The organism is Microbulbifer mixtoriginis (SeqCode), assembly GCF_052468275.1.
Map to the genome: position 1 here is coordinate 3,376,183 of NZ_CP174341.1, position 26,200 is coordinate 3,402,382.

At 50.7% G+C, this 26,200-nt stretch carries 34 protein-coding genes and 1 tRNA gene; 10 read left to right on the forward strand and 25 right to left on the reverse strand.

What is annotated here, in order from left to right; translation table 11 throughout:
• The first annotated feature begins 75 nt into the window (after positions 1–75).
• Entirely contained in the window at positions 76–675 is a 600-nt protein-coding gene (locus tag ACJJIC_RS14630; protein ID WP_444909463.1) for a Maf family protein, read from the forward strand.
• Here ACJJIC_RS14630 and ACJJIC_RS14635 read toward each other — a convergent pair.
• The gene (locus tag ACJJIC_RS14635) at positions 665–1,309 is read right to left on the reverse strand and encodes an HAD-IA family hydrolase (protein WP_444909462.1); all 645 of its coding nucleotides are present in this window, start codon (positions 1,307–1,309) and stop codon (positions 665–667) included. The genes ACJJIC_RS14630 and ACJJIC_RS14635 overlap by 11 nt on opposite strands.
• Before the next feature lie 12 nt (positions 1,310–1,321).
• Complete coding sequence (rluC, locus tag ACJJIC_RS14640; protein WP_444909461.1) at positions 1,322–2,317, reverse strand: 23S rRNA pseudouridine(955/2504/2580) synthase RluC; 996 nt, start codon at positions 2,315–2,317, stop codon at positions 1,322–1,324.
• Here rluC and ACJJIC_RS14645 point away from each other — a divergent pair.
• Positions 2,316–2,507 (forward strand): hypothetical protein, encoded by a 192-nt coding sequence (locus tag ACJJIC_RS14645; RefSeq protein WP_444886370.1) that lies wholly within the window; start codon positions 2,316–2,318, stop codon positions 2,505–2,507. The genes rluC and ACJJIC_RS14645 overlap by 2 nt on opposite strands.
• 123 nt (positions 2,508–2,630) lie before the next feature.
• Here the strand turns inward: ACJJIC_RS14645 and ACJJIC_RS14650 are convergent, their stop codons facing one another.
• Positions 2,631–3,134 (reverse strand): hypothetical protein, encoded by a 504-nt coding sequence (locus ACJJIC_RS14650; RefSeq protein ID WP_445359693.1) that lies wholly within the window; start codon positions 3,132–3,134, stop codon positions 2,631–2,633.
• Between ACJJIC_RS14650 and rne the strand changes: the two genes are divergently transcribed.
• The 8 genes from rne (at position 3,115) to ACJJIC_RS14690 (ending at position 10,445) form a co-directional block, all read left to right on the forward strand.
• Positions 3,115–6,057, forward strand: coding sequence for a ribonuclease E (gene rne, locus ACJJIC_RS14655; RefSeq protein ID WP_445357266.1), 2,943 nt, complete (start codon positions 3,115–3,117; stop codon positions 6,055–6,057). The genes ACJJIC_RS14650 and rne overlap by 20 nt on opposite strands.
• Positions 6,058–6,221: 164 nt before the next feature.
• Positions 6,222–6,309, forward strand: a tRNA-Ser gene (locus ACJJIC_RS14660).
• 245 nt (positions 6,310–6,554) lie between these two features.
• Positions 6,555–7,073: a hypothetical protein gene (locus ACJJIC_RS14665; RefSeq protein WP_445357267.1), complete on the forward strand. Its 519-nt coding sequence runs from the start codon at positions 6,555–6,557 to the stop codon at positions 7,071–7,073.
• Complete coding sequence (locus ACJJIC_RS14670) at positions 7,073–7,288, forward strand: hypothetical protein (protein ID WP_445357268.1); 216 nt, start codon at positions 7,073–7,075, stop codon at positions 7,286–7,288. Before ACJJIC_RS14665 ends, ACJJIC_RS14670 begins: the two co-directional genes overlap by 1 nt.
• Positions 7,281–7,424, forward strand: coding sequence for a hypothetical protein (locus ACJJIC_RS14675; protein WP_445357269.1), 144 nt, complete (start codon positions 7,281–7,283; stop codon positions 7,422–7,424). Before ACJJIC_RS14670 ends, ACJJIC_RS14675 begins: the two co-directional genes overlap by 8 nt.
• Before the next feature lie 480 nt (positions 7,425–7,904).
• Entirely contained in the window at positions 7,905–8,339 is a 435-nt protein-coding gene (locus ACJJIC_RS14680; protein WP_445357270.1) for a hypothetical protein, read from the forward strand.
• Positions 8,340–8,341: 2 nt separating this feature from the next.
• The gene (locus ACJJIC_RS14685) at positions 8,342–9,346 is read left to right on the forward strand and encodes a hypothetical protein (protein ID WP_445357271.1); all 1,005 of its coding nucleotides are present in this window, start codon (positions 8,342–8,344) and stop codon (positions 9,344–9,346) included.
• 97 nt (positions 9,347–9,443) lie between these two features.
• Positions 9,444–10,445, forward strand: a complete 1,002-nt coding sequence (locus tag ACJJIC_RS14690) for a hypothetical protein (RefSeq protein ID WP_445357272.1) — start codon at positions 9,444–9,446, stop codon at positions 10,443–10,445.
• A 133-nt stretch (positions 10,446–10,578) separates the two neighbouring features.
• Here the strand turns inward: ACJJIC_RS14690 and ACJJIC_RS14695 are convergent, their stop codons facing one another.
• From ACJJIC_RS14695 to ACJJIC_RS14800, 22 genes are all read right to left on the reverse strand, one after another.
• Positions 10,579–10,821: a hypothetical protein gene (locus ACJJIC_RS14695; protein WP_445357273.1), complete on the reverse strand. Its 243-nt coding sequence runs from the start codon at positions 10,819–10,821 to the stop codon at positions 10,579–10,581.
• A gap of 58 nt (positions 10,822–10,879) precedes the next feature.
• A complete protein-coding gene (locus ACJJIC_RS14700; protein WP_445357274.1) occupies positions 10,880–11,608 on the reverse strand; it encodes a hypothetical protein in 729 nt (242 codons plus the stop codon).
• A gap of 2 nt (positions 11,609–11,610) precedes the next feature.
• On the reverse strand, positions 11,611–12,318 hold the full coding sequence (locus ACJJIC_RS14705) for a hypothetical protein (protein ID WP_445357275.1): 708 nt from the start codon (positions 12,316–12,318) through the stop codon (positions 11,611–11,613).
• Positions 12,315–12,809 carry a baseplate complex protein gene (locus tag ACJJIC_RS14710; protein WP_445357276.1) on the reverse strand — a complete coding sequence of 165 codons (495 nt, stop codon included), beginning with the start codon at positions 12,807–12,809 and terminating at the stop codon, positions 12,315–12,317. Before ACJJIC_RS14710 ends, ACJJIC_RS14705 begins: the two co-directional genes overlap by 4 nt.
• A 30-nt stretch (positions 12,810–12,839) precedes the next feature.
• Positions 12,840–15,152, reverse strand: coding sequence for a phage tail-collar fiber domain-containing protein (locus tag ACJJIC_RS14715; protein WP_445357277.1), 2,313 nt, complete (start codon positions 15,150–15,152; stop codon positions 12,840–12,842).
• Positions 15,112–15,630, reverse strand: coding sequence for a phage tail protein (locus ACJJIC_RS14720; RefSeq protein WP_445357278.1), 519 nt, complete (start codon positions 15,628–15,630; stop codon positions 15,112–15,114). Before ACJJIC_RS14720 ends, ACJJIC_RS14715 begins: the two co-directional genes overlap by 41 nt.
• Positions 15,627–16,805 carry a baseplate J/gp47 family protein gene (locus tag ACJJIC_RS14725; RefSeq protein WP_445357279.1) on the reverse strand — a complete coding sequence of 393 codons (1,179 nt, stop codon included), beginning with the start codon at positions 16,803–16,805 and terminating at the stop codon, positions 15,627–15,629. The genes ACJJIC_RS14720 and ACJJIC_RS14725 overlap by 4 nt, the downstream gene beginning before the upstream one ends.
• Positions 16,802–17,128, reverse strand: a complete 327-nt coding sequence (locus ACJJIC_RS14730; protein ID WP_445357280.1) for a DUF2590 family protein — start codon at positions 17,126–17,128, stop codon at positions 16,802–16,804. The genes ACJJIC_RS14725 and ACJJIC_RS14730 overlap by 4 nt, the downstream gene beginning before the upstream one ends.
• Positions 17,128–18,972 carry a phage tail tape measure protein gene (locus ACJJIC_RS14735; RefSeq protein WP_445357281.1) on the reverse strand — a complete coding sequence of 615 codons (1,845 nt, stop codon included), beginning with the start codon at positions 18,970–18,972 and terminating at the stop codon, positions 17,128–17,130. Before ACJJIC_RS14735 ends, ACJJIC_RS14730 begins: the two co-directional genes overlap by 1 nt.
• A 10-nt stretch (positions 18,973–18,982) precedes the next feature.
• Entirely contained in the window at positions 18,983–19,123 is a 141-nt protein-coding gene (locus ACJJIC_RS14740) for a DUF6890 family protein (protein ID WP_445357282.1), read from the reverse strand.
• Between the two features lie 38 nt (positions 19,124–19,161).
• Entirely contained in the window at positions 19,162–19,467 is a 306-nt protein-coding gene (locus tag ACJJIC_RS14745) for a putative phage tail assembly chaperone (RefSeq protein ID WP_445357283.1), read from the reverse strand.
• A 15-nt stretch (positions 19,468–19,482) separates the two neighbouring features.
• Positions 19,483–19,746: a hypothetical protein gene (locus ACJJIC_RS14750; protein ID WP_445357284.1), complete on the reverse strand. Its 264-nt coding sequence runs from the start codon at positions 19,744–19,746 to the stop codon at positions 19,483–19,485.
• Positions 19,746–20,228, reverse strand: coding sequence for a hypothetical protein (locus tag ACJJIC_RS14755; RefSeq protein ID WP_445357285.1), 483 nt, complete (start codon positions 20,226–20,228; stop codon positions 19,746–19,748). Before ACJJIC_RS14755 ends, ACJJIC_RS14750 begins: the two co-directional genes overlap by 1 nt.
• The gene (locus ACJJIC_RS14760; protein WP_445357286.1) at positions 20,225–20,812 is read right to left on the reverse strand and encodes a hypothetical protein; all 588 of its coding nucleotides are present in this window, start codon (positions 20,810–20,812) and stop codon (positions 20,225–20,227) included. Before ACJJIC_RS14760 ends, ACJJIC_RS14755 begins: the two co-directional genes overlap by 4 nt.
• Positions 20,812–21,021 carry a TraR/DksA family transcriptional regulator gene (locus ACJJIC_RS14765; protein ID WP_445357287.1) on the reverse strand — a complete coding sequence of 70 codons (210 nt, stop codon included), beginning with the start codon at positions 21,019–21,021 and terminating at the stop codon, positions 20,812–20,814. Before ACJJIC_RS14765 ends, ACJJIC_RS14760 begins: the two co-directional genes overlap by 1 nt.
• Before the next feature lie 16 nt (positions 21,022–21,037).
• Positions 21,038–21,490: a phage protein gene (locus tag ACJJIC_RS14770; protein ID WP_445357288.1), complete on the reverse strand. Its 453-nt coding sequence runs from the start codon at positions 21,488–21,490 to the stop codon at positions 21,038–21,040.
• Between the two features lie 45 nt (positions 21,491–21,535).
• Entirely contained in the window at positions 21,536–22,642 is a 1,107-nt protein-coding gene (locus tag ACJJIC_RS14775) for a DUF2586 domain-containing protein (protein WP_445357289.1), read from the reverse strand.
• Between the two features lie 21 nt (positions 22,643–22,663).
• Complete coding sequence (locus tag ACJJIC_RS14780) at positions 22,664–23,308, reverse strand: phage virion morphogenesis protein (protein ID WP_445357290.1); 645 nt, start codon at positions 23,306–23,308, stop codon at positions 22,664–22,666.
• Positions 23,292–23,780 carry a phage tail protein gene (locus ACJJIC_RS14785; RefSeq protein WP_445357291.1) on the reverse strand — a complete coding sequence of 163 codons (489 nt, stop codon included), beginning with the start codon at positions 23,778–23,780 and terminating at the stop codon, positions 23,292–23,294. Before ACJJIC_RS14785 ends, ACJJIC_RS14780 begins: the two co-directional genes overlap by 17 nt.
• On the reverse strand, positions 23,780–24,241 hold the full coding sequence (locus ACJJIC_RS14790; RefSeq protein ID WP_445357292.1) for a head completion/stabilization protein: 462 nt from the start codon (positions 24,239–24,241) through the stop codon (positions 23,780–23,782). The genes ACJJIC_RS14785 and ACJJIC_RS14790 overlap by 1 nt, the downstream gene beginning before the upstream one ends.
• Before the next feature lie 104 nt (positions 24,242–24,345).
• The gene (gene gpM, locus ACJJIC_RS14795) at positions 24,346–25,026 is read right to left on the reverse strand and encodes a phage terminase small subunit (protein WP_445357293.1); all 681 of its coding nucleotides are present in this window, start codon (positions 25,024–25,026) and stop codon (positions 24,346–24,348) included.
• A gap of 131 nt (positions 25,027–25,157) precedes the next feature.
• Positions 25,158–26,192 carry a phage major capsid protein, P2 family gene (locus tag ACJJIC_RS14800; RefSeq protein ID WP_445357294.1) on the reverse strand — a complete coding sequence of 345 codons (1,035 nt, stop codon included), beginning with the start codon at positions 26,190–26,192 and terminating at the stop codon, positions 25,158–25,160.
• Positions 26,193–26,200: the final 8 nt, after the last annotated feature.

Here is a 26,200-nt window from a genome sequence, read left to right on the forward strand (position 1 = left end):
TGTCAAAACAATTCAGTCACTGCAGTATCGCTCGGTCACAAACTTTGACCTAACAACCATGGAACCGCCCAAATAATGGCCTCCACACTGATACTAGCTTCCAGCTCCCCCTACCGCAGGGCGCTACTGAAGCAACTCCACCTCCCCTTTCAGACCGCATCTCCCCACATAAATGAAGATGCCAAGCCAGGGGAGGCCGCTGGCGCCCTTGCCTTAAGGCTCGCACAGGAAAAAACTCGCGCTTTAATGCGAGACAACCCCCAATCCCTGATCATCGGCTCCGACCAGGTTGCAGAATGCCGGGGACAAATTCTGGGCAAGCCCGGTAATCGCGACAAAGCCATTGCTCAACTACAGAACTGCTCCGGCAACAAAGTTACCTTCCATACAGGGCTGTCTTTGCTGGAAAGCGCAAGCAACCGCCAAGTGAGCACCGTGGAAACCTTTACAGTGTATTTCCGGCCACTCAGCCTTCCGCAAATTGAAAAATATATTGAGCTGGAAGAGCCCTACGATTGTGCAGGCTCATTTAAGGTGGAGGGCCTCGGTATAGCATTATTTGAAAAGCTCGACGGCACCGACATCAACACTCTTATAGGTTTACCCCTAATTCGCCTGGTAGATCTGCTCGGCGAATTTGGTATAGATCCACTGAAATCAACCGCTAAGAGCTAAGCGGCGGCCAACCCAGCAACCCGGAAAACTCATCGATAATCGCCTGGGGATTACACTCCCGCAGGCGACTTGGGCAATGAGCGCCATAGCTAACCCCCACGGCGGGCATACCAATCGCTGCCGCCATTGCCAAGTCATAAGTGGTGTCACCAACCATCACCGCATCATCAACACCGCAATCAACTTCAGCTAGCAGCTCACTCAGCATCAATGGGTCTGGCTTGGAAGCAGTTTCATCTGCACAGCGGCTCGCTATAAATAAGTACTCCATGCCATGCTCTTCAAACTCCCGACTGAGGCCTCGACGACTCTTCCCCGTGGCGACCGCCAACTGATGCCCCTGGCAAAGCAACGCATCCAAAGTATCTAAAACCCCATCAAATAAAGGTAGGGGTTCCACTCGCGCCGCCATCCACTCCTCTGAATAGAATTGCTTCAAGGCTTGCCGATCTTTATCAACAGCCTCAGGAAAAAGAGTGGCCACCGCCTCCGGCAAACCCAACCCAATAATATTGCTCACCGCTCCAGGAGAAAGTGCCGGCAAACCAACTCGCGCCGCCGCGCGCAACATGCAGTCAACAATCCGCGTCTCGGAATTACAAACAGTGCCATCCCAATCGAGAATAACCAGCATCGCCGCGCCCCTTTACTCGTCTCGCAACTTCTTTAATAGCGCTTGCATTTCAGTGGGTAGCGGCGCTTCAACATGCACATCGGTGCCGTCTGGAAGCGTGCAGCGCACAGAAGCCGAGTGGAGGAAAAGACGCTTAAGGCCTCGCTCACGAAACGCACGGTTATCCTCATCACCGGTGTACTTACTATCACCCGCCAGGGGACAACCAACAAACTGGGCGTGCACGCGAATCTGGTGGGTGCGCCCGGTTACCGGCTCTGCGCCCAACAGTGTTGCCGCTTTAAAACGCTCCAACACCTGGAAGCGCGTCTCGGAAGCCTTTCCATCCTGATGCACCGAGACCATCCGCTCACCACTCTTGAGGGTATTTTTACGCAACGGGGCTTCAACAACCCTCCTACCTCGAGGCCATTTACCTACCGACAGCGCCAGATAAGACTTCCCAATCCGTCCGCCCCTCAGTTCCGCCTGCACATGCTGTAAAACATTACGCTTGCGCGCCACCATGATCGCACCGCTAGTATCCCGGTCGAGGCGATGCACAAGCTCAATAAATGGGCTCTGCGGATACATCTGCCGGAGCACTTCAATCAAGCCAAGCCGGACGCCACTACCGCCATGAACGGCAAGGCCGGCAGGCTTATTGATCACAAGCAGGCCCTTGTCATCATAAAGTATGGAGTCGTGCACCAACTGGCGCAGCTGCTCTCCAGCATGGGGGGCAGGAGCCTGCCCTGCCGCACGAATTGGCGGCACACGCACCACATCGCCCGCCGCGAGCTTGTATTCTGCCTTTACCCGTCCTTTATTTACCCTTACCTCACCCTTGCGCAGGATTCGGTAAACGCGTGAACGGGGCACACCTTTTAGGCGTGCCTGAAGGAAATTGTCAATCCTCTGCCCAGCCAGCTCTTCAGGCACAGTCAAAAACTGCACGCCGCCAGAGGGGTTCCAGGTATCAGAGGGAGTGTCGGCCGCAGCCGTTTTCAGGGGAGGTGTACTTCGCATGACGCGCATCATAGCGCCGCTGCAAGGACAATTGAAGCACCTCCCTGCCCGTGCTATATTCGGCCGGCCTGAATTCGGCTGGTTTTCGGTCATCGGCGGCTTCCCACATGAAGAAATAGCCATGGCTTCGGAGAAAATACTGCTGTTCGGCCAGTGCGCGGGCATACCCGTGTTATTGATAAAAACTTAGCTGATGAGCACTCCCCAAAACGAGAATCTCAAGGGGGCCTCACCAGCACAACAGCCCACAGTTAAGTGGGTAACAATCGCGAAGGTAAGACGGGCCGCGACCCGCAGCGCTTGAAAGGACGACTCAAAACTTGCGTCCCGCTCTGTAGATAATGCCAGCGACCGAACTGGCAACCAGGAGACAACTGCTTACTTTAACCTGGTCAACAAAATATAGAAGAAGAGTAGCGGCCAAAAGCCGAGCTACAGAGCTAGAAACGATGACGCAAACCTTGCCACCCAGCTTGAAACTGACCCAAGGGTGGCGCCCAACCCGGCCATGGAAACCCACGGCCCCGGTACAGGGCAGTACTAAACGTAAGGTACTAAAGGAAGAAAGGTACTGGTAAGTGCCAACGGATAGCAGCACAGCATCGCATATCCGGAGTTTTTGCAGTGGAATGTTGGGCGAACGCTCGTCTCGAAAGGCCGCGTAGACTGAATTTGCGGAACAGACAGCCTCTCTAACTTCCCTGCCCCGCCACCAGGTCATCTCCTCTTGGCGGCCCATAAGCAAGCCTGCAATGAGCGGTGTCTCACCTTTGCGCAACGCAAGGAAATCGACACGCATGAAGAGAATGTTGATCAACGCAACCCAGCCTGAGGAGTTGCGTGTAGCACTGGTGGACGGCCAGTGGCTCTATGACCTGGATATTGAAAATCGCACCCGTCAACAGAAAAAAGCCAACATCTACAAAGGTAAAATCACCCGTGTAGAACCCTCGCTTGAAGCCGCATTCGTCGACTACGGTGAAGAGCGCCACGGCTTCCTTCCCTTGAAAGAAATTTCCCGAGAATACTTCCTCAAGCAACCCAAGGACATCGAAGGCCGCATCAAGATTAAAGATGTCGTCAAAGAGGGGATGGAGGTTGTTGTACAGGTAGATAAGGAAGAGCGCGGCAACAAAGGCGCCGCCCTCACCACATTTATCAGTCTCGCCGGGCGCTATCTGGTACTAATGCCGAACAACCCCCGTGCCGGCGGCATCTCCCGTCGCATTGAGGGCGATGAACGCTCTGAGCTACGTGACGCCCTAGCCAGCGTGGATGTCCCCTCTGGCATGGGCATGATTGTACGCACCGCCGGTGTGGGCCGCAGTGGCGAAGAGCTGCAATGGGATCTCAACTACCTCCTGCAACTGTGGAGCTTAATCAAAGAATCAGCGGACAAAAATAACGCGCCCGAATTCCTCTTCCAGGAAAGCAATGTAATCATCCGGGCGATTCGCGATTACATGCGCGATGATATTGGTGAAGTTATTGTTGATGATGCGGATGCCTTTAAACTAGTAAAGGGCTTTGCTGAACAAGTAATGCCCCACTACGCCCACAAGGTAAAGTTCTACGAAGATAGCATTCCGCTCTTCAACCGATACCAAATCGAAAGCCAGATTGAGACCGCCTTTGAACGCGAAGTAAAACTTCCCTCCGGTGGCTCAATCGTTATTGATGTGACTGAAGCACTGGTCTCCATTGATATCAACTCCTCCCGCGCCACCAAAGGCGGAGACATTGAGGAGACCGCGCGCAACATCAACCTGGAAGCCGCCGATGAGATTGCCCGCCAGCTGCGCCTGCGCGATATGGGCGGTCTGGTCGTGATCGACTTTATCGATATGCAAAGCAAATCCAATCAGCGCGAAGTTGAAAAGCGCATGGAGAAAGCTCTCAGCATGGACCGCGCCCGTGTACAAGTTGGCCGCATCTCCCGCTTCGGCTTGCTGGAAATGTCACGCCAGCGCCTGCGCCCATCTCTTGGTGAAACCACCTTCCGCGTTTGCCCCCGCTGTAGCGGCCAAGGCACTATTCGCGGCACCAAATCTCTGGCCCTCTCTATCTTGCGCCTAGTAGAAGAAGAGGCCAAGAAGGAGCGCAGCGCAGAGATTCGCGCAATTACCCCGGTAAACGTTGCCACCTACCTCCTCAACGAGAAGCGCAAGGCGATCTCCCAAATTGAGTCACGTAATAAAACCCGCGTAGTGGTCGTACCAAATGCGGAAATTGAAACGCCGCACTTTGAAGTTCAGCGCCTACGCGATGACGACACATCTACCCTTGAAACCTCCTATAAAATATCTGGAAGCGTAGAGGAAACTGTCACCAAGAAAGAAGAGCAGCCTAAGCGCCCACAAGCACAGCCTGTTGTACAACCGCTCGCGCACACCGCACCGGCACCAACTCCGGAGAAAAAACCGGAGCCAGGTCTGTTTAGCCGCCTGATAAACGCTATTGCTGAGCTTTTCACCAGCAAAGAAGAAGAGCCCAAAAAGCATCAGAAGTCCCAAAACCGCGGTAAAGATTACCAGCGCAATCGCAACCGTAATCGCAATCAGCGCGGTGGCAACCGTGGCAGTCGCAATGAACGTCAGACTCGCCGCAAAGACGATCGCCGCGAAGATAGCAAGAGCGATGACCTGCGCGAAGCCAGGCAGACCACAAAGTCGTTCGATGAGCGTGATAGCGGAGCCGACCGCGGTGAAGGACAGCGCCGTCGCCGCCGCCGCCGTAGCGGAGACAATCGCCGTAAAGATGAAAATCGCGGCAACGTCTCCGAGGGTAACACTAACGAAAACATCTCACAGGTAGATGAAAGCGCCGATCAGGATCGCCCGGCACGTCGCCCCAGCAATGTTCGCGGCCGTCCACAAGCTCGTCGTCGTGGCCGCCGTACAGAAAACACTGCCGCCACAGCCGTAGCTCAGAGCCAGGAAGAGCTAAATCGCGAAGTCAATGAAGCGATTGACGAAGCGGAAAGTGAAGCCAGGAAATCCAGGGATACCGCAGCCAAAAACTTAAGCGAAGCTCCTGTGAGTGAGGCGGCGAAGCCCAAGCACAAAGAGCAAAAAGCTCCCGAGCCCACCCAGGTAACCGAGCCCAAGCCTGTAGTGAAGGCTCCTGAGCAAAAGCCTTTTGCGCCTAAGGTTTCTGAAAGCCAGGCGGAAGTAAAACCAGTTGCAGAGGCCTCCCCAAAGGCACAGCCAGCAATCACAAACGAGGCACCCGCTCAGCAGCCAGTAACACCTGAAAAGGTTACTGCAACCAGAGAAGAGCAACCCTCTCCTACCCTGGTAACCCCCAAAGCCTCTCAAGAAGTACAAGCCACAAAAGTGTCGGCACCTGCTACTAACGTGGAGGCTACCGCAGCAACTGAAGATGCTGAAGAAACTGCCCTAAAAGAAGCCAGTGAAGCCGCAAAGGCATCGGTAGAGCAAGGCGACGCTATCGCCAGAGAGGAAATGATGGCTGCAGAAGCTAAAGCTTCTGAGGAAATCGCTACGCCGGCAACTCAGGGACGCGCCGGCAACGACCCGCGCATCAACCCCAAGCCATTGCTGGAGTTGGCAATCGTGACAGAGCGTCATGACATAGGCACCCAGCAGCCGCTAGACACCGCTCAACCAGCGGCCATCCAGCACAGCCCTCGCGCACTTGCACGCCCAGCCAATGACCCACGTGTGGCACGTCAAGTAACACAGGCTAATACTGACCACAATTCTGCAGAAGCAGGCTAAGCAACCAATCAAAGCCGTCAGCGGCTCAGCTGCTGGCGGCTTTTTACATCTGAAGAATTGCCCTTGACTGGTCAATAAATCACCTAACCCATTGAACTAATTGAAAAAATTTAAAACGGCACTTGTATGTAGCACGAAGCTATGTATAATGCACAGCACAATTTGGTGGGGTGGCTGAGTGGTCGAAAGCGGCGGTCTTGAAAACCGTTGACTGTAACAGGTCCCAGGGTTCGAATCCCTGCCCCACCGCCATATAAAGCCTTGTAAATCATAGAGTTACAAGCACCGAAGGGCGGTACCAATCTTCTTGGTACCGCCCTTTTTCGTTAAAGTCTCAACAAAGTCTCAACGCAAAAATATCTCTTGCTGCCAGGGAGGCGGAAAGTGCATATGCATACAACGTCCCCTCCCCCACTTCTCAGCTGACTTTTAAATAGGCAAAGCTGAAGCCGGCCGCGGTAAGAAGAAGCAGGAAAGCCATTTGAAAAGGAGTTTTTATGGCAGGCTTTAAGCTAGGTATGCGCGAGGAACTAGAGCGCAGGTATGCCGAACTCAGGCGACAGTCGATCCAAATGGCCAACGATGCACTGGATCTACCGGATACCCGCCTTGCACTTGTTGATAGCGCTTCCTATGCCGCTTTCCAGCAGTGGGAGAATCACCCGCAAAGGAAGGTCGATTGGGATTGGCCTTCTTCCTGGACAAGCTGGAAGCTTAAGTTCCCCAAACGGTTTGAATCCGCCACTTGGGCCGGAAATCGCCTGGTAGGCTTCGCCATGGGCCGCCCAACATATCACGCAACAGGACTAAGGCTGGATTACATTGAGAAATCACCAGATGCAGGTGAAGCACACCTAGACCTTACGTATCTAGCCTTGTATGCCTATGCCACCCTTCTCGGTGCTACGCACGTAAAAATTATGCACCCCATTAATGGTAATGTTCGAGATTACTATGAGCAGAAAGGCTTCAAGTACGACCCCAAAAGCGACAGCTGTATCCGGAGAATTATTTGATGAATGACAAAATCAAAGACTTCAATACTGCTCATGATGAGAAGCTCAAAGGGCTTTCAAAAGAAGAGCGAGCAAAAGCTGGGCTAAAGAAGCTGGCCCAAAAAATGAGAGCAGAGAAAGACAAGATCAAAGAGCCTGAAGGCTTGGCGTCTGGAAAAAGTGACAAAGATGGAAAGATGATCATTGATCTCGATGAGGACCATGACGATGAGTAACAAGCCGCTAACCGATAAAGAAAAACAGTTCACTGTTCTGCCCAATGAAGCAGACCCCAAGAGTTCGTACACAAAGGCAAAGAAAGCAATCTCCAAGGCATTAGCTGAGGTCAAGAAAGGTAAAGGCACAAGATAACCACCTGACCAGCGCTGCCATTACAAATCAAGCCAGAGCGCGCCAGCCCTAGCCGCAAAGATGCTCCTGTCGCCCTCTTCCCTTGTAGCCCGTACCAGTATTCTGAGGTTCTGATCAGTGAAAAATCTGTTCAAAGCGCTTCAAAACCTTTCACAGTGTGAAATCTCCATTGACTGTAGACCCCGCACCAGCTCAGGCCCCAGCCTCTTACGCCATTTCTTCAACTAGGAGAACGCCCAAAATCGGCAGGCGTGGGGAGGAGTGAGCGGCGGCCATTTTGGCGGTATCTTTTTTGATCTGGCCCCTTGTAGGCCTTAGAGATTGCGAGGTTTGACGGGAAATTGAAGGGTTTATTGCACCTTGGAGGGTTTGACGAGTTTTGAAAATTGGCTAAACCGCGCTAGTTGCGTGCTACAAGTATAAAAGCTCTTTCTTGAGGTGTTAGGATTTGATGAAATAATTAATCAGAAGGAACTGAATATGCGTACCCTTGCAGGATTGTTTGCCGTCATTATAAGCCTACCCCTCTTATCAGGATGCGAAAGGAATAGCAGAGTTTATCCGACTACGGAAAACCTACTCGAAATTGAAAGTGAAAGGCTCAAGGTTTTTGAAATTAGAAATGGCGAAGATGGCATATTATTTGTGATTGGTGAATCTGCCTCTCGGCGATGTGAAGTAGAAGTATTTGGAGTAACTTTGGGGAATACTGTAGCGGTCAATTCAATTGAACACAAAGATAAAATTCAGGCTGTTTGTTTTTGGGAAGATAAAACCTACAGGCAATTGGAGAATTCTTTTACAAATATAGCGTTACGAATAGATGAGAACATAACTGTAGACCTTCAGTTGTTAGACAGAGAAAATAATAACTACTTAGCAACCACCCTAGTAAACGCTCCTGTAGACAAATAAAAATGGAACAAGAAATTAGTATCATAGCTGGTAAAACTCCAGAAGAAAAAGAGCCGACACTTACTGAAGACTTCCGGTTTAAATTTTTGTTTTGGGCAGGAATATCAGCTACAGCTTTTATGTTAATCATAATGACCATGCTCTTTATTGAAAGACCACAGCCTGAATCCAACAGTACCGGGATAGCGTGGGTACAGATGCTCACCACCTATCTTACACCTGTGTTTAATGTCGCCGCAGGCTCAATTGCGATGATCGGCATTGTCTCTCTAGTTTTTCGCAGCGAGCAAACTGCACGACAATTAGAACATTCAAATAGAGCACTGAATCATGAGAGAAGAAAATCTTCATTTTCAATCTTCATTGAGCACCAAGAATTATTCAACAAAACAATAGATATAATTGAAGAACATGTGCCATTTAGATTCGAATTTAGGGGTACACTCTACAAACATATGTTCCCCTTCAACGAAATTAAAAATTTCGACATTTCCATACCGGAGGAATCCCTTATTGGCAACGCAATAAAGATAGCTGCAGAAATCATAGAAACTGATCACGCCCATAAAAAACAAGAATATTTCTCTCAAGAAGAACTAGAAGTTCAATATGAAAGATTTTCTGATTTATGCTTTCAGCTATGGATTACTCACAATAAACAAGGTAAAGATTTTATGTTGTGCAGTGATTTAAAATCGATTCATATGGACCTTGAGTACATTATTTCCGAACTAACAAGAATATCCTCTAATGAAAATTATAAAAGAAGCTCAGGGCTCAAAATGGGGGCAATCTACTATCTAGCGATTAGGCAAGCTTTAGCTACAAGAACTATAGACATACCCTCAGAAGAGGGCGAGGTTTTCTTTGTTTTTGGCAGCCTAATAAATGTCGCCCCCTCTCACAAGAACCATTCCCCTAACTTAGTACGCAAGATATACATACCTATTGATTATTTACCTGTTGACAAAGAAAAATTAAAAAAATATATCCCTGTTCAAGCCTAGACCTTAGAGTGCCAGTGTGCGCTGGCACTTTAAGAAAGATGATTTTCAAAAGCAAAAGATGAAAATTATTCGAAGCTGACCGAGAGTTAATTTAAGAATGAGTAAAGAAGAAAATAAATCGATATGGCGTCACATACCTTTGTGGATCGTTCTGATCCTAGGTGGACTTACTACTTTTGTACTTGTCGTCATTATTGGGAACTCATTGAGTGGCCCTGAATATAAAGAATGTTGGTCAGTTCAGTGTGTTTCAAATTTTTTTACATACTTTAATCCAGCCATAAAAACCTTAGCAGGAACACTAACTGCAGCTGGCATAGTCACATTATTATTCCGCATAAATCAAACTTACAGACAAATTGAACATGAACATAAGAAGACAGCTTTTAGTCAGTACATTGAACATAGAAAACTATTTGATGCAACACTGGAAAGACTGGAAGAAGATAAAGAAATAGAATTTGAGGACAAAAACTCTATATACAACCATTGGTTCCCAAACGTTGAAATAACAAAGTTTGACATTTCCTTATCTGGAGAGGGGCCAATTATGGCATGCCTTGAAAGACTCAAGCAGTTAGAGAGCGAACTTAATGAAATTCATAAGAACTTTATATTTTCAGACACTCAGCTTGAACAACTTTACTTACTTTTAAATCTTGCCTTTTGCAATCTCTCTATAAAAAAAATCGACTGGATAGAGGACTCCCTGTTTCATGAAGTCAACTTTCACAAACTTGCAAAAATGCTGTCAGCGGTAATCAATGAAGTTATTAAATTATCAGACAGCAAAGATTATGCACCATCCTTTACTTCGGAGAGAAATAAGATATTTGATCTCGCATCAACATACTTAGAAAGAGAAAAAGAGGAAAAGGTAAGGAGAATAACTCAGAGTTATGTTTTTACTTTTGGGCTCCACTCAAGTCGACACAAAACGTATATCTACTCAGAGTATTATTCCCGTGCCCACCTATTGGACACCACTGACTCCGTCAAATTCCCGACACTTAAATTAAGAAACGAATTAGAATTTGAAGAAAGTGATCCAACTATGTCTGAAGAGTTTATAAACGTTCCAACCAAGCAAAAAAGCTAAATTCAGCCCCCACACTCAAGCCTAACAAATAATATTTATTCTCTATCTTAATGCATGGGCTTTATAATAAACCCATGCAATTTTATAGCCGACACCCTGCCAACCAACAAATAACACTGCTATATACTTGTCACTAGTAACCCCTCTCTTCCAACACCCCTCCTCTCTTAATTGAATACTCTCTATAGCTACCTGCTACAATATCCAGAATTTGCAACCAAGAATAAAACTCCGCTTTCTTAGACTTCGCAATCTCTTCCGCCAACTCCATTGCCGCCTTTTCAGTAGGCGCGGAATCTCTAAAACTTTTCGCACCGCCATTCATTAAATGAACACCTTCGGCAAATATTGCAAACCTGTTGATCTCTCCTCCCATAATTACCTCCAATTCAATTACATATTTATCATGAGTACGGAAATGACTTCGGGCTCTATCAACCCACAATCGGCACCAGCTCAGAATCCAGTTTGTCGGCGTCGCTCTTCTGCCCGCTAAACTCCCCGGCCTGGTCGGGCGCTTTGGTTTTTAGTTTTGTACCGTTATCGGTGTATTCGTGAGTATGTGTAGCCGCGGTATTGGCAATTGCGCTGGTCACTTTGATTAACTCATCCAGAATCCGTAGCACGTTGCTAGATTCATTCCCAAGCCACACAGTGCCGCCGTCCTTCACTACCAGGCGTTGCTTCAGTTTGGCAAAGCGCTCTGCCACTGCCTGGCATTGCTCGCTAATGCTTCCTTTGTCATCGATGCGGTAATAGTTGGCCGCATCCTGGGCCAGCAACACATCAGCGGCGCCCAGCTTCGGTAGTAACTCACCCCGTGTAAATACCGAGCGGATAAACGGCCTGTGCGGCAACCCCATAACAAAGCCCAGCTCCACCAGGGAGCCCGGTTGCGGGAATGCAAATAAGCCCCGCTCGGCGCCGATGCCCGTTACCGGTAGCGGTACTTTCTCCATCAGTGGCATGGCCGTATCCGGTTTGCCGTCCGCGCCTAGTAGCTGCACGTCTACGCAATAGCCCGGCTGTTCATCGGTGCTCTCTACTGCCTCGCTAATGGCTACCGGGGCGTTGATTACCTGGCCCCACAACGGCAAGTGCAAGCCTCCTGTAAGCTCAGGGAACAGACGCCGCACAATCCGTTTAACAATCTTCTCCAGCATTGCTAACGCTCCGCCCAGGGATTGGCCGACCAGGTGATATTCATCTGCGTCCCTGCCAGCTCTACCCCGGTGAGTATGTCGCCGTTGTAGAGCGCTCCAGGGCGCAGTGCGGGCAGCGCTGGCAGCGTTGCGCCATTGTGGCTGGTCAACTGCCGCTCCCAACTGCGATCAATCTGCACGGGCCTGTACGCCCAGTAGGAATGGTCCCAGCTGCCCACATAAACCCGCCCGTCGGTCTGCTGCTGCCACAATAGCCGTGGAATACCGTATACCTCAGCCAAAGAGTCCATCGCGTGGTAACCACTGGCCAGGTTGTAGAACGCCGCCGCTGGGGTATTTAAATACCTGTGATCGCCTGTAGACGTTTCAAACTCCACACCGCTGCGCGCAGTGATCTGCTGTAGAGCCTCCTCACAACTTACATTGCGCAAAGCCAGCGGCAGGCGCAGGGCTAAGGCTGCACTGATTTCCCGGCAAAATAATCGCTGTTGTTTTTTATCGACACTGGTGCAGGCCTCCACATAGCCCACAAACCAGGGAGTGAGGGATTCCAGGTTGTAGCCGCAACGGAAAACAACCAAGCCTCTCAAGGGAGTATCTGCCTGCACAGTAATAAGCGCGCGACCAGGGGTGAAAAGGTTCAAGCGAAAATTACTACTCACTACGGAAAAGTTGCCATCTCCGACCGATAGTTTTTTATGCAATTTCATCGTGGAACCAGCGCCGTATCAACCGTCTGTAAAACTCGCTCAAAGGCGGTTTGACTGATGCTCTCTTGCAGCGGTGTACTCGTTGCACTTTCCTCGCTGCTGATACGTTGCTCCATTTTCTCTGCGACACTCAGGTACTCCTGCAAAGCAAAACTAACCCGCCATGCCTTAAGCTTCGCCATTTCGCGCTGCTCGATTCGACCGGTAAATCTCACCTGTCGAATATTGGCCGCATTGGCTGTTCTGTCGGTGATATCGTAAATAACAAGATCGCCGTTATCCTCTGTTGATTCCGCAAGGCGATAGAATTGTGTAATCTCCTCTGAATCAGAGAACTTCACCATAAAAGACACATTCACGGATTTCGGCTTAATTCCCTTGTGAGCGCTACTGGTACTACTCGTCTCGCCACTGAGATCATCAGCGTCGAACTCAGTGGTTACGCTTACAAAAAGCTCAGTGTTCGGCAGGGCGTTTCCGTTAAGTTGCACTAAATGGCCTCTGTGAATAGATCAGGTCAATTAATTAATCGTGACGCCCGAATGTTTCAACGTTATCCACTGCGTACCTATCCACATCAGTACCAAAGTGTCGCTGCGATTGGAAAAGGTAAACACTTCCGGGTCGCTAGTTTCGTGGTTAATGACTGTGACGGTGCCGCCATTCAACGAGCCCACAGCACTATGATGGATGATTTTGATTTGCCCCTCTTGGCTGCCATTTCCCAAGGTTGCGTTCACCGCGCCTACAGTGCTGTAAATCTCAGTCACACTAATATCTGGCGAAATTGTGTAAGTGCCTACCGCTCTCTCGCTGTTGGCCCGTATACCCTTGTTTCGCGCTACGTGCCATCCGGTCCCGAATGCCGGCCGTATGGAGAAAGTCTCATCATTCATGTCAAAAATATTATCGACTACTACTAGGTTGTTCGTTGTGAACGCTGAGGCGAACGAGGGTGCTTTCGCCTCCCCTTTAACGATATTGCCTTTAACGACTGCACCATGGCTACGTACCGACATACCTGATGAGGATGGGTCAAAAATACTGTTGTGTTTAATATGCAGTCCATCCACGCCGGCCTCATTTTCATAGATGCCAATCTTTATATCTGAAATCAGGTTATCGGAAACAACGACATTGGACGACACGGCGCCGGCATTGTGTAGCCGAATCCCCATACCGGAACCGATCTTGACGGAATAAATATTATTCCCCTGAATCAATATGTTATTGAATGCGGTCGCGCCATTGTAGGGATCTGTTGCGAGCTTGATCCCGTAATCAATTACCCCTGTAATGGTGTTGCCGACAACGCTACAGTGGAAACTGCCTTGCTCAATCACAATGCCTTCATCGCACACCCCATTTCCGTTCACGCTGTTGCCAGAGATGATGCAGTTATTGGTATACTTGTCCACCTTAATGGCCGCCGAGGAAAACCCCGTATTCGCGCTAAAAACATTGCCGGTAATCGCAATATTAGTTGGCGGCTCTACCGTTTCACCAATCACTAGAACAGCCGTATCGGCATTTACAAACTGGTTATTCTGCACGGAAATATTCTTAACGCTGGATACGTTAGGGCTGCGTTGCACAACGATGGATTTTGATCCTGCCGGAGAGAAGGCAATCTCAAAGCGGCAATTTCTCACGGCAACCTTTGAGCTACCGCGAAAGTGGATCAGCGCCGATATTACGCCACTCTCCAGCGACTTTAGGCCCAGACCATCAATGTCCACGCCGCTCACATCGAGAACATCGATAGCCCCACTGCCTGTTGTTTCCACAGAGCCATAGTTCAAGCCATCGTCAAAAACTAATTCGCCACCCTCACCTTGAATAGTGATCGAACCAGTAATAAACAAGCGGTCAGCACAGCGGTAAGTGCCCGCCGGGATCTTGAGTACCTTGCCAGCCCCTTCAGAGGCCGTAATCGCTGCTTGAACCGCGGCGGCGACATTGGTGACCCCGTCCCCTACAGCACCAAACTGCACAATATTTACGCCGTCAGGAAACCATCCTTTTCCCTGTAATCCGGATTCCGGATGATTAATATATCTACCATTGTCATGTGTCCCGGTATTGTCTTCGACCATTTCTATGACATTGCCGCCGCCATCCCCGGGATAATTTAACCCCAACACCTCAATAATCTGGCCAACCCTTAACTTGGAGTCTGAAAGCCACTCCGACCGGTTACGAAATCTCCTGCTGATCCGTTTACTATTAGCCAGCTTGCTGGGTGTCACATGCGAGAAATCGTCATCCCCGTCATCGACACCCTGTTGACTCGCCCGCTTAGATAAACCAGATATTGATTCTGTAGCTTGGTCAAATGACAATTGCCAGGTGCTTGCATCCACCGATATATTGGTAATCGCCTGGGCATCGGTATAAGTCACCATAAAATTGCGGGTCAGGCTGTTGCCGATGCTGGTGCCATTGGTTTTATATTTGGGGATAGAGTCGATATAGCGCACCGCTACCAGGGTGTCATCCTCAGCCAAAAGACCGACCCAGTTAAAAGAGAAATCCCCCTCCCCGGTACCCAAGTAAAGCGAATAAACCACTTTATCAGCAGTGACATAACCTTCCTTGGTAATGGAGCGCTCCGCCACCCGGTGGGAAATATCCGGCAAAGCCTCATTCGGGTCAGGTGCTGCCGTCAAATCTAGCCCTGGTATATTCGCCAGCAAAAACCGGTCGATAGTTAGTGTCTCACCGGATGCAGCCTTTTGTGCAAAGAGATCACGGCCCGCGTTGGTTAATATCCCTAAACCCATGATTATCGCCTCAACTTGCTGCGTCGAAGTACCACGCATGGTCAATTTCATGCGCAGAAATCCCCAAGCTCACCGGGGAAATTAACTTAAATTCATAGCGCCGGCAGGTACGCCCATATTTCTGCAATAGCAGTTTTAATAGCGCTTGATTCTGGCTTAATTGCGCATCACTCAATTGCAGAATAATCACATCCCAGTCTCGGTCAGGATCGCGCTCTATAACCTCCACATAACCCACACCCAACCGTGCAAATATCCGTTTAATTCCTGCAACGCTGCCCGCATCCACCGCATTGACGAATGCGTACTTCACCCGCAAGCGAAACAACTCCAGTGATTCACCATCGAAACGCTCCACATAACGCTGCCATGCCAGCAGTCGCAGTGCCGATTCGCCACAGGTCTCAGGGTCCATTTGTGCCATAGGCCACTGCAACCAACTGGCCACATAACCCCACCAGAGCTCGAGCATCACCCCGAGTTTCTTTACTTCTCCCTTGTTGGCCCAGGTTGGTAGGGTGATTTTCACGATTCGGCCTCCACAACATTCAAACTACCTAAACGGGGCAAATCCATCGTGCTGGTGATCTGCGCCAGATTGAAATAAATATTGCTGATCTGCGGAAACTGCTCCTGTATTTCCCGCGATAGTTGTGAGAAGCCGAACAGGGACCAGGGATAAACCAGCGTGGGGGAATAATCGACATTTTCACGGAAGGCAGCACGGATAAAATTTTCGACTCTGGTAATGAGCGTACTTTTTTCCGCTTCGTTGGTATTGGCTATAAACCACAAAGTACACTCCACGTCGTAATCCGTTTCCGGCATGGCCTTAACCATCAAATCATCACCGTGGCCATGGTTACCGGCATCGGTGATTTCATTCTGGATGCTGGCAATAAACTCATCGGACGGGTTGCCGATATCCAGCATGATATAGACGTTTGCGGTGCCCGGCCCTCGCGGCGCGTCGTGCTCAAAAAAGATGTTTTCAGTTTTGAGCCCAGCAAAGCCGGAAATAATGGCCGTATAGACCGCATCGGTATGCCACTGGTTAAGTGCCGTATATTGGTTGCGCGTGCGCAATCGCAACTCGTCGTCACTCTCCATATTCGCGCCGGGCACGATCAACCAATCGTCATGATTGGTAACACTCACACCAGCCAGCGGTTTCACAGGCAACACATAGTACCCCGCGCCCAGGTTATACCCTTCACCTGTTCCCCGGGCTTTTACCGGCACAATAACAGCGTCCTCACCGGGACTCATTAACACTTCTTCAGTCGTTTCCACCGAATAGGTTTTACCGTTAATTAACGTGCTATTAATCACCGTACCCGCGGAGATGGTAAATGCCACACTGGTATCGGTGCGGGAAAACTGTAGTTGCCCTTGTGCATGGACGGCACTTTTCCTTTCCAGCCCCACCGCCCAGGCGTGCCACTCCAATATTGAACCGGTTGCCGTTTTAACAAAGGCCTGTGCCAATACATGGTCAATCATAAAATTGACCAGCGACAGTACCGGCTTGCTGACCGCTGCCTGCACAAAACGCCAAAACGGCGATACATTACTATCGTTATTTATTGCTAACTGCGCATCCCTGGTAATTTTTTCCAGTTCTGTATTCAAGCTGGTTTCAGTGGTGGGAATACCGGCATCAATCGCCAGTTGTACAAACTGATCACGGTTTTTATCCGTCATAGAGACACCTTAATATCACCGTATTTCATGGTTGTCGCGGTTAACCAATAGCCGCCGCTGTCATTGTTATCCGCGACAATTTGCGCGGTACCCGGACGCACCCGCTCATCGGTATCCACCAGTAATAAAATATGGTTTTTAATCTGGGCAATTTTACGGGGATCGCGCTCACCTATGAGCAACAGGGCCAGGCCACTTTCTAAAATACGGTGCTTAATATCCTGGCCAATACTCACGCGCCCAGAGCAGATAACTGGAAACCCGCCCGCATCCAGAGTCAGGTCACGTTCATCATTAATCAGAAGGTCTTCAAAATCGCTCATCATCCCCCCGCCAGTGCCAGTTCGTCGGCGAGCTGGTAGCCGCTCACACCACCGCTGGTATGCACTTCGATTTTCTCTACATGCGAGCCCCGATTGGTGGTAATGGACTGATTCATCTGCCGCATCACCCCCCCTGCAGGCACAGCACCGGGGCGGCTTTGTGTAATACCGGCGGAGGCCTGGTTCATGGCCTCCCGCTCCTGCGCTATTTTTTCGGTGACTTTAATCTCACCACCACCACCGATGTTTACCCCAGGGATCATATTGATTTTGTCGATCAGCCAATCCAGCGCCTTGCCCAACAGTTGCAGCGGCTTGATATTGCTAAACCAGGCCATTAACTCATCCCAGTAGACAATCAGGCCCACTACAGCGGCCACCAGGGCCACCACAGCCAATACAATCCAGGTGATAGGGTTTGCCAGCAGTGCGGTATTGAATAACCAGGTGGCGGCGGTGGAGGCCATAAAGGCGGTGCGCAGTGCGCGGAAGATCGCCACACCGCCATAAATCGCCATTTGAAACAGGAACCAAGTGGCCTGGGCAGCCCCAAGCGCAAAGCGCCAAATACGCGCCCCTGCAGCGCTGACCAGCAGCGCCCCATTCCAACCCGCCATAGAGAGCGCGGCCAGGCCCTGCACCATAGCGAAGGCGCTTACAGCGGCTACCAGGCTGAATAATGTCAGAACGCCAATACCAACAACCTTGGTTAACAACGGGAAGCGCTCAGTCCAATCCATGATCACCTCGCCACCCGCTATCAGCGTATTCACAACGGGCACCAATACCGGTTGCATCACTCTGCCAAATAAGGTTTTTACAGCGCTTCCCAGAGCGTCCATCCTTTCCCAAGGGTCCGCCATGTCCTGGGCCATCTGCCGAGCTTTATCCAAACCCTGGACATTGCCCAGGGCTTCCATGGATTTCTGCAAACCGTCAGATTTTGGAATGAGTAGATTGAGCAGTGCCACCGCTTCCTGGGTGCCAAAGGCTTTTTGCAGCTGCATGCTTTCTGCTACGTCGATGGTATCGCCGAAGCGGTTGCGCAGTTTTTGCAGAATATCCAGCATTGGCATCATGCGACCCTGGCTATCGGTAAAGGTCATACCCAGTTCATCCTGGGCCTTACCCACACCTTTTAAAAATGCCCGATATTTAGTGCCCGCTTCACTACCACTCATGGTGGCCTGCAGTGATCCGAGAATGGCCATCTGCTCGGTCATAGAAATTCCCTGAGCCGTAGCGTCTGCCCCCAGGGAAGAGAAAGCAGCAGACATCTCGCCACCAGTGGTTTTAAACATCTGCACAGCTGTCGCAGTTTGTCCAGCCAATAGCTGCACCCATTGGGCTTTCCCCATCTGGTCGGCAGTATCCTGAAATATGCCGTACATGGTGCCCATATAGGCGGTGATAGTGCCGGTATTGGATTTTGTGCCTTTAGCCAGAATCGCACCGACTTCGGTAAACTGGGAAAGTTCATTGCCGGTTAATCCAGCAATCGCACTTTGAATATCGTAAGAAGCGCGCACAAACTCCGCCGCGCTCTCACCATATTGCACAGAAAAACGGAGAGCGGTTTTCTCCAATTTCTGTAAAGCCGCATCGGCAACCCCAAGGCTTTTAACTTCACCTATTGCCCGGTCCATTTCTATAGCGGGCCCTAGAACTGACTTCAGCGCATAGCCCGTTGCAAACAGCCCCGCGGCCCCCACCCCTATCTGGGTAAAACCCGCCATGGCGCGTTGGTTGAGCTGGTCGATCTGCGAGGCGATCTTGCCCGCAGGGCCGGAGGCCTTATCGATCAGGCTCACGGAAAATAATAATTTTTCCAGACGCGAGGACATTTGCTCTCCACTATTTGCCGGTTAATGCGTGGGCTATACCATTGGCCACAGCTATCTCTAGGTTCTTACACTCGCGCTGCTCCAGGTAGAGCGCGCGCCCCATATTTTCTTCAGTTGCCGGAGCCCCTGGAAAATATCGAGCGACTAACAAACACAGCTGGTCGTAGCCGCTTTCAGCAATTTGCTCCGCTAAGGCATGCGCTTTTTTGCGGTAATACCCAGATCTGGGGTGTACTCCTCCAGCACCGCGCCAGCAATTTGTACCTCAGCACCAGGGGAAACTTTTAGAAGATCTACCAACGCGCTTTTATCTTCTGCTTGTACCGTATTCACCAGAAAATTATGTGAAGGTGCGACTTTGCTGTTAGGCGTTACGCTATTGATATATTTGTTGTAGTCACTGCGAGTCACATTAAAAACAAACTCTTTTTCTCTAGCAGTAACCTCAATGACTTGTGTGTTTTTATCTTCTGCCGGTTTAGTAATATCTGCCATTGGTAAACCCCTTTTTTAATTTGAGCCTTTTAGCCCGGAAAGAAAGCCCGCCCACAAAGTGGTGCAGAGTGAAGTGATAAAAATCCCTAATAAAATCCGCCGCGCCCACACGCCCACCTGCTCTGCCGCTTTGCGCTGCTGGCGTAGATGCGCTAAATCTTTTTGCATTTCCAGTACATTGGCCACATCGACACCCAGCTTCTCTAAAACCTCTTCAACTGCCTTGTGCCCCGCCTTGCGCGCCAGCTCTTCCGCCTGTTGTTCGGTTAGGTGTGTCACTAACGGCCCCCGGCTCTCGCCCTGAAAATATCCGCAATCATTGGCGACACATTACGTACGGCTCTCTCGCCAAATAAAAAGCCCAGCACCAGTAAGTTGATAACCCAGAGCGCCGCCTCCTGCCGTTCTGTCAGGCTCCATTGGGTAAACCAATACCAATCCAGATACAGCGTGGCGAATCCCCACAGGGGGCGTTGGCAGCCGCGCAGAAGCAGCACCAATGGCCCCAACCAGGGAATCGCGGCCAAGTCACTGGCAGAGCCCTCCAGCTTTTCCACCCGCGCCGTATGGGCCCTCTCCGCCTCCAGGGCCGCGCTGTCCGCCTGCCGGGCACGCTCCAGCTCCATGTGTTCAAACGCCAGGCGCAGGCCTTCTTTTTCGGCATCGCTCATACTGGGCGGGAAGTATTTCTGGGCCACATCGAAAGCTAATTGACCAATACCTCCGGTCGCGGCACTGACAATCTTTTTCAGTAGGTTCACAAGTCCCCCTCCTCGATGAGCGTATAAGTAAAAGTGCTACCCCAGATTTCCGCAGCCCGCTCACACAGCGCCATCAGTAGTGCAAAATCGAACGGATCAGCCAGCACCTGGCAACCCGCACTCCACTTGTCTACACGCTGGCTGGTGTGGCTTGCGCTGGCCCTATGGCAATTAATCCCGAATAGCCCGTCATCGATCGGCGCATCCTGGTTAATCACCGCATCGCGATTGTTGTCCCGGTAAACCCGCGCAGGCCTGCGCTGTACCAGTGCGCGGTACTTGCCCTGGTGCAATCCCAGTTGCCACAAGCCCGGATACTGCCCAGGCACTAAAATGGCGGTGCCGTTTAGATTGATCGGGTTCTCTCGCCAAAAGGTGCCGGGGTCCGTAGTCGTGGCAAACACCAGGCAATGGGGGATACCATCGAAACGCCAGGCCACAGCCAAATAATCGTTAAAAGAATTAGCGTTATGGTCCGCACTGCGAATACCGATCAGGTTCAGGTTGAAATCCCCCTCCTCAAAAAAACGGTAACCTTTTTTAATCAGTGCGCTTTGCAACTTTCCGTATCGCGGCCGTTTCATCAGTGCCCCCATTTTTCGTATTCGGTTTGGCACTCCACACAGCGCGTCACACCGCCAAACGCCTGGCGCGCCTTGGGAATATCCCCGTCGCAGTCCTCACACTGCGCCAGGCTCGGCACATCAAAATTACTGCGCTGGCGTTGTGCTTGTAGAGCCCTTTGTCGCTGGGCTTGCTCCAGTACCGAGGCGCGGTCCAAATCATCCGGCATCGCTTTGCCCTACCCGTTAAATAAAGTTTTCGGTTTCGCTGGCATCGATATAGGGAACACCGTTAATCCGCACAAAGTCGCGGCTGGTTACGTCGTAGGGCAATTTGTGTTTGAGTTTTTCACCACCATTGGCGGCGGCATCGAGCAAATCACTGATGCGCAACTTGCAGCCGAAGGCCTCCACCTTAAATTCCATATTGGTAGTGGCGCCGCTGCTGACAATATCGAACGGCTCCAGCGCACTAAAACTGCCGGCATTTTTTGCCGCATCTAAAATGGTCATCAGGTTATTGGTGTCCACCTCGATTTCTCCCGAGGCTTTTTTCTCACCAGATATCCAACCATCCGGCACACCGCGCGTCATGGCCGGGCCCGTCGCATCCTCAATACTGACCGTGAACTTTTCCACATGGACTAACATGCTACCGATCATCACATCGACATCTTTTCCGCTGAGTTTCTGACTCATGGCGATGACTCCTCAATTAATGAATTAATCAAAACCTCAACGGGATTAACTGCCGCTTAGATCCAAAATAATATTGGCTGTGATCGCCTTGGGTGAGTTATATGGCTGCACCTTGATATAGATTTCCACCGCCGAATGACTGGCCCACACTATGGTGATACTGTCATCGGTGGGTGGCTTGATTTCTCCGGGGAAATGTTGGCCAGCAAATACTCTGCTGTAACTCATCTCCCGCAGGGGGCGCATTAAATCGGTTTTATTGGCATTGATACTGGCCGGGGTAGAGTTCAGGGAGCGATTAGCAATTTTTGCAATCGCTAGGAGTCGCACCGCTCGCGCAGCCTTATCCACTACTCGCAAATGCTCTATTACCTGGTAGTCGCCACCTGGTATATCCAGCAAGTTGCAATCACCCCAATAGGTGCCGGGATAATCCGGGTAGGTCTGCGGTACCGAGAGCCGTGCCGCATCCAAGGTTTGCAAGGTTGCATCTGATAATTCAACACCAGCGCTATCTACAGGAGTTTCTCCCAGACCAATCAAGGGGCCTGTAGCAACACGCATTGGGCTATCGGCAATGCTTACCTCGTGTTTACATAAACGGCCTACCAGTTCACCCAGGTTATTGCCGTGCAGCTGCGGTACCGCTCCCACACGATATCCTGCCACGCCATTTGTTATTGCCGCCTGGGCGGCCTCGTAGTCACTCCAGGTTTGTGAGCTCTGATCGATGCCGAGGGTAGCCCCTAAAACAATCACCCGACGGGCCAGGCTAGTACGTAGACTTTCCGCTTTGGTGTACATTGCGATCAGTTCGGCGCTAGTAGTGGCCGGGGTACACAGGGCAATAATTTCCGGGCTAACCGTCGCCATTGCTGAATCAACCACTTCGGTCCAGTCGTAACCATTCGCCTGTGGCGCCGCCCAGGCCTGCCAGTTCTGGCCACCGTTAAACTGTGCCGCCAGTACGTTATCGCGAATTTCACTACTATCTTCACCCAACAGGCTATCGATATCGCTTTGGCTGTTTAGGGAAATCAGCTGATCGGTATTGGTGGCGCCTTCGCCGATAAATAGCGTCTTGCGCTCAATTTCTGGCGTGCTGCCCTGGGCTTGATTGAGATTGTTGACTGCGACTTTTCCTAGCGCCATTTGATCGCCCTCTTTGCTCCGTTACGACCTTTCTAATGTTTGGTCAATAATTGTGGTGGCCAGCTCTTCGACTTCTTTCTGAGTCACGCCGAGAAAACTGCGCTCGGAAAGTGGAATTTCCCAACTCTGTTTTGCATTTGCATCGCGCATACTCCGTAAGATAATTCCGGCTTGGCCGATGGATAAATTCTCTGTTACCCATTTCAAGCTGGGCTGTTTCCAACCGCGCCCATTGGCCCGACGAATTTTGTAACCCTCTTTGCGTAAGGCTTTGGCCTGTGCCCGCGTTGCCGGGGCGTCATAGTCCGGCTGGCCGTAAACCTTTTCCGCCTTTTGTGCGTTCCAGTGCTCGGTCACGCCGTGCTGGTGCTTATAGGCAATGCCCGCCGTAATCGGGTCTTTAAATTCAATAACCGCTTTTTCTGGCGAGGCCTTACTGAGCATTTTTTTACTCAGGCCCCGCAGCATTTTGCGCTTACCTTTTTTACGCGCCTGCCAGGGCTGGCCGTTTAAATCCCGCTGTTTGCGCAACCGCTTGCGGGAGTAGGTGCGCACCTTGCGCCCCACCTGCCCTAGTAGGCGGCGACGTTTGGCGGCGGGCAGCTGCAATAGTTGCAGTTGCTTTTTCACACCCAAGTGCCCGGTAATATCAATCTTCACGGACATAAGGCGCATCTGTTGGCTGTGATTGATCGTCCCCCACCCCTACCTGGTTAGGCTCATCGATGCCCACCGTGGCGATAGACCACTGCCGCCCGTTGTAGGGGATTACCCCGTTATCGTCGGGCACTAACTGGATGTCTTCATAAAAGGCGATACGGATTTCCACATCGGCCCTGCGATCATCAATTACATCAATTTCAACTTCCGGGTCCGGTAATTCCTGCTTAATGCGCTCCGCGTCCTGGTCTTGCACCCAGGCAGTCACCAACGCAAAAAGCAGGTCAGGCGAGTTGGCAAAGCGCTCGACACTAATCAGCGCGTCATAGCGCAGCCGGCAAATACAAATCCCATTGCCCAGGTTTTTACTGGCAGCTTCCAGCTTGCCGTCTTCCATCCAGCTGTCTAACTGCTCGCAGGAGACCAGGTTGGCATCCAATAAAAAGCGGGTGATTGCGCGCAGTTTTTCCAGGGCCATTACAAAAGCTCCACCGTGATATTGGTTTTTACACCGCGTAGACTGCGTAATGCGCGGTCTGCCTGCGCTTGGTACTGCTGGGCGGTGCTGTCGGATTCCTTTGCCTGGTGTTCGCCCACTTCGCGGCGATTGATGGTGGCGAACTCCTGAAACAGGGTGGCTGTTACCTTACAGAACACCGCGCGCCGGTATTGCTCCTCCAAGCTATTTTTACCGCCGAGGGTTTTATCCGAGACCGCCGCCAAGGTTGCGTGTCCTTCAAGTTGCCAGGCCTCTTGCTGATCGAGTAAATCGTCGTTGACATCGAGCATGGCCAAGCGCAGATGATGCTCCACCTTTTCCTGGTGATATTCCGCCGGCACCCGGTAAAGCCGCTGCAAGTCGCCCAAAGAGAGATCCGGGAAAAAACCGTTATTCTGCAGGGTGGTTTCCAAGTAGCTTTCGGATTTACCGGTAAACATGCCATTGACTCAATCAGCATTGAATTAAAAACACGGCGCCGAGTGGTTTGCCTGATCGCTCAGGGCGACAGGCGCCCCACTGGCCCGTGCCGTGGGAGGAACTGTTACAGTCTTTTTCTGGCCATTTCCAAGCGGGTTTTGACTCCGGCTTTATCGTTTACCTGTTCGGCCTTTTCATACCAATGCACCGCTTTGGCAAAGTCTTCCTCTTGGTCATAGAGTAAGCCCGCCAATTTATAGAGTTTTCCCAACACAATAATATTGATGACCGGCCAGCGCTGAGACTGCACCGCTTCCACTACTTCGGAAAAATAAGGGAATGGGGAACGCTGCGCTTTGTATTCACGCTCCGCCCAGTCGTGTAGCTCTTCGGCAACATAGGTGGGTAAATCCCGTTTGAAGCGCTCAGGCATGGATTGCTGCTGCTCAATAGCATGATTAGCCAGTGCCAAGGCCTGCTCTATATCGCCAACATCAATTAGCCAGATAACGCAGTGCACCAGGATCGGATTCTGATAATGAGCGCCACTTTCCATATATTGACGAACACGGGGCAAATACTTAGGTAATAGTGCCCGCTTAAAGTCAATTTTTTCGGCAATATCTGTGCGTTCCGAAAGCAGTTTTAAATCATGTTCTAAACTCTGCTCGGACAGTTCGCGGGCATACTCATCACGATTCGATTGAGTCGCCACTTCTGATGTCTGTTCTGCTGCTACTTCAGCAGAAATTTTGCTTTGAGCAATAGCCAAGCATTTCTTTTTGTGACGCAATGCGAGACTCATAACGATTACCTTTTAATTTTTCAGTGAGGCGCTATTAAAAAGCCCCTGGCCAATCGCAAGATTACGGTGGCCAGGGGAAGCCCGCTACGCCCATTGGTGATTTGAAAGTTTGATTAATTAGAAGTAATGATTTACTGCCAGCCGCCGCTGCCATCTGGCAATTTCACATTGGCAAATTCAATGCCCGACGCTTTATCCAGTGTTTCCACCACGTAGTCTTCGTTCATGGTGTTGTAATGCTCCACACGGTCGCGCTTGGCGTTATCTTCGATCTTTTGGCGCACTGCGCCGGATTGGTAATACAGGCTTAAGTTATCCCAGCTGGTAATCATTAACCCACGCACTGGAAAGAAAGGAACCGCGTGGGATGGCAAGCCGCCGTAGGTACGTGTTACTGCACTATTCTCGACACGTTCTTTTTCGGTGGGTTTTTGACCCTGGGCCTTATACAGCTGTGCTTTGTCCTGAGCGAGTAGATCACGGCCAATTAGGGCCACCAGGTCATCGCCATCACGGTGCGGTTCAGCAACTAACTGCAGTACGTCATGGACCATCGCATCCAGGTTTTCATAATCGCCACCTGGTCCCAGGCGGATTTGCCCAGCCGTACCTCCTTCGGTGAGCATCTGCGCACCCGCGTTATATTCACGTAACTTCTGGAACCAGCCCTTGTTGACATCTTCACCATTGGGATAGCTACCGGGATTTGTTTCTACCGCCCTATGAGTGCCATAAAACCCCTGCTTAATACGTGCATGGGCAATCGCCTTGCGCACATAGTCCATAAACTTGCTATTGAAATTTTTGAATTTTGCCCAAGCATCCAGGGTCTGATACAGAATATGAACATCGTATTCTGTTTTTACACACTCGTAGCCTAACGGGTCCAGGCCCAACGGATCGCTGGTTTGGCGGTCGTTATTGGTGGTATTGGTTCGCTTACCCACTAACCCAGTCGCAGAGCCGAATATTTTCTCGCCCTTAAGTTCATCGACTCCAATAACATTGATCCGCTGCAGGAAGCTGGAGGACTCGACAATTTGATCCATTAGCTTCTGCTCAACGGATGGCGTTGCCGAAAAAGTTTTCGTTACCGATTTCACACCGTAGGTCTTTGCCATTCCGCTAGACAAAGATTCGAATTTAAGCCGGGTATCATTACGCATAAAATTGC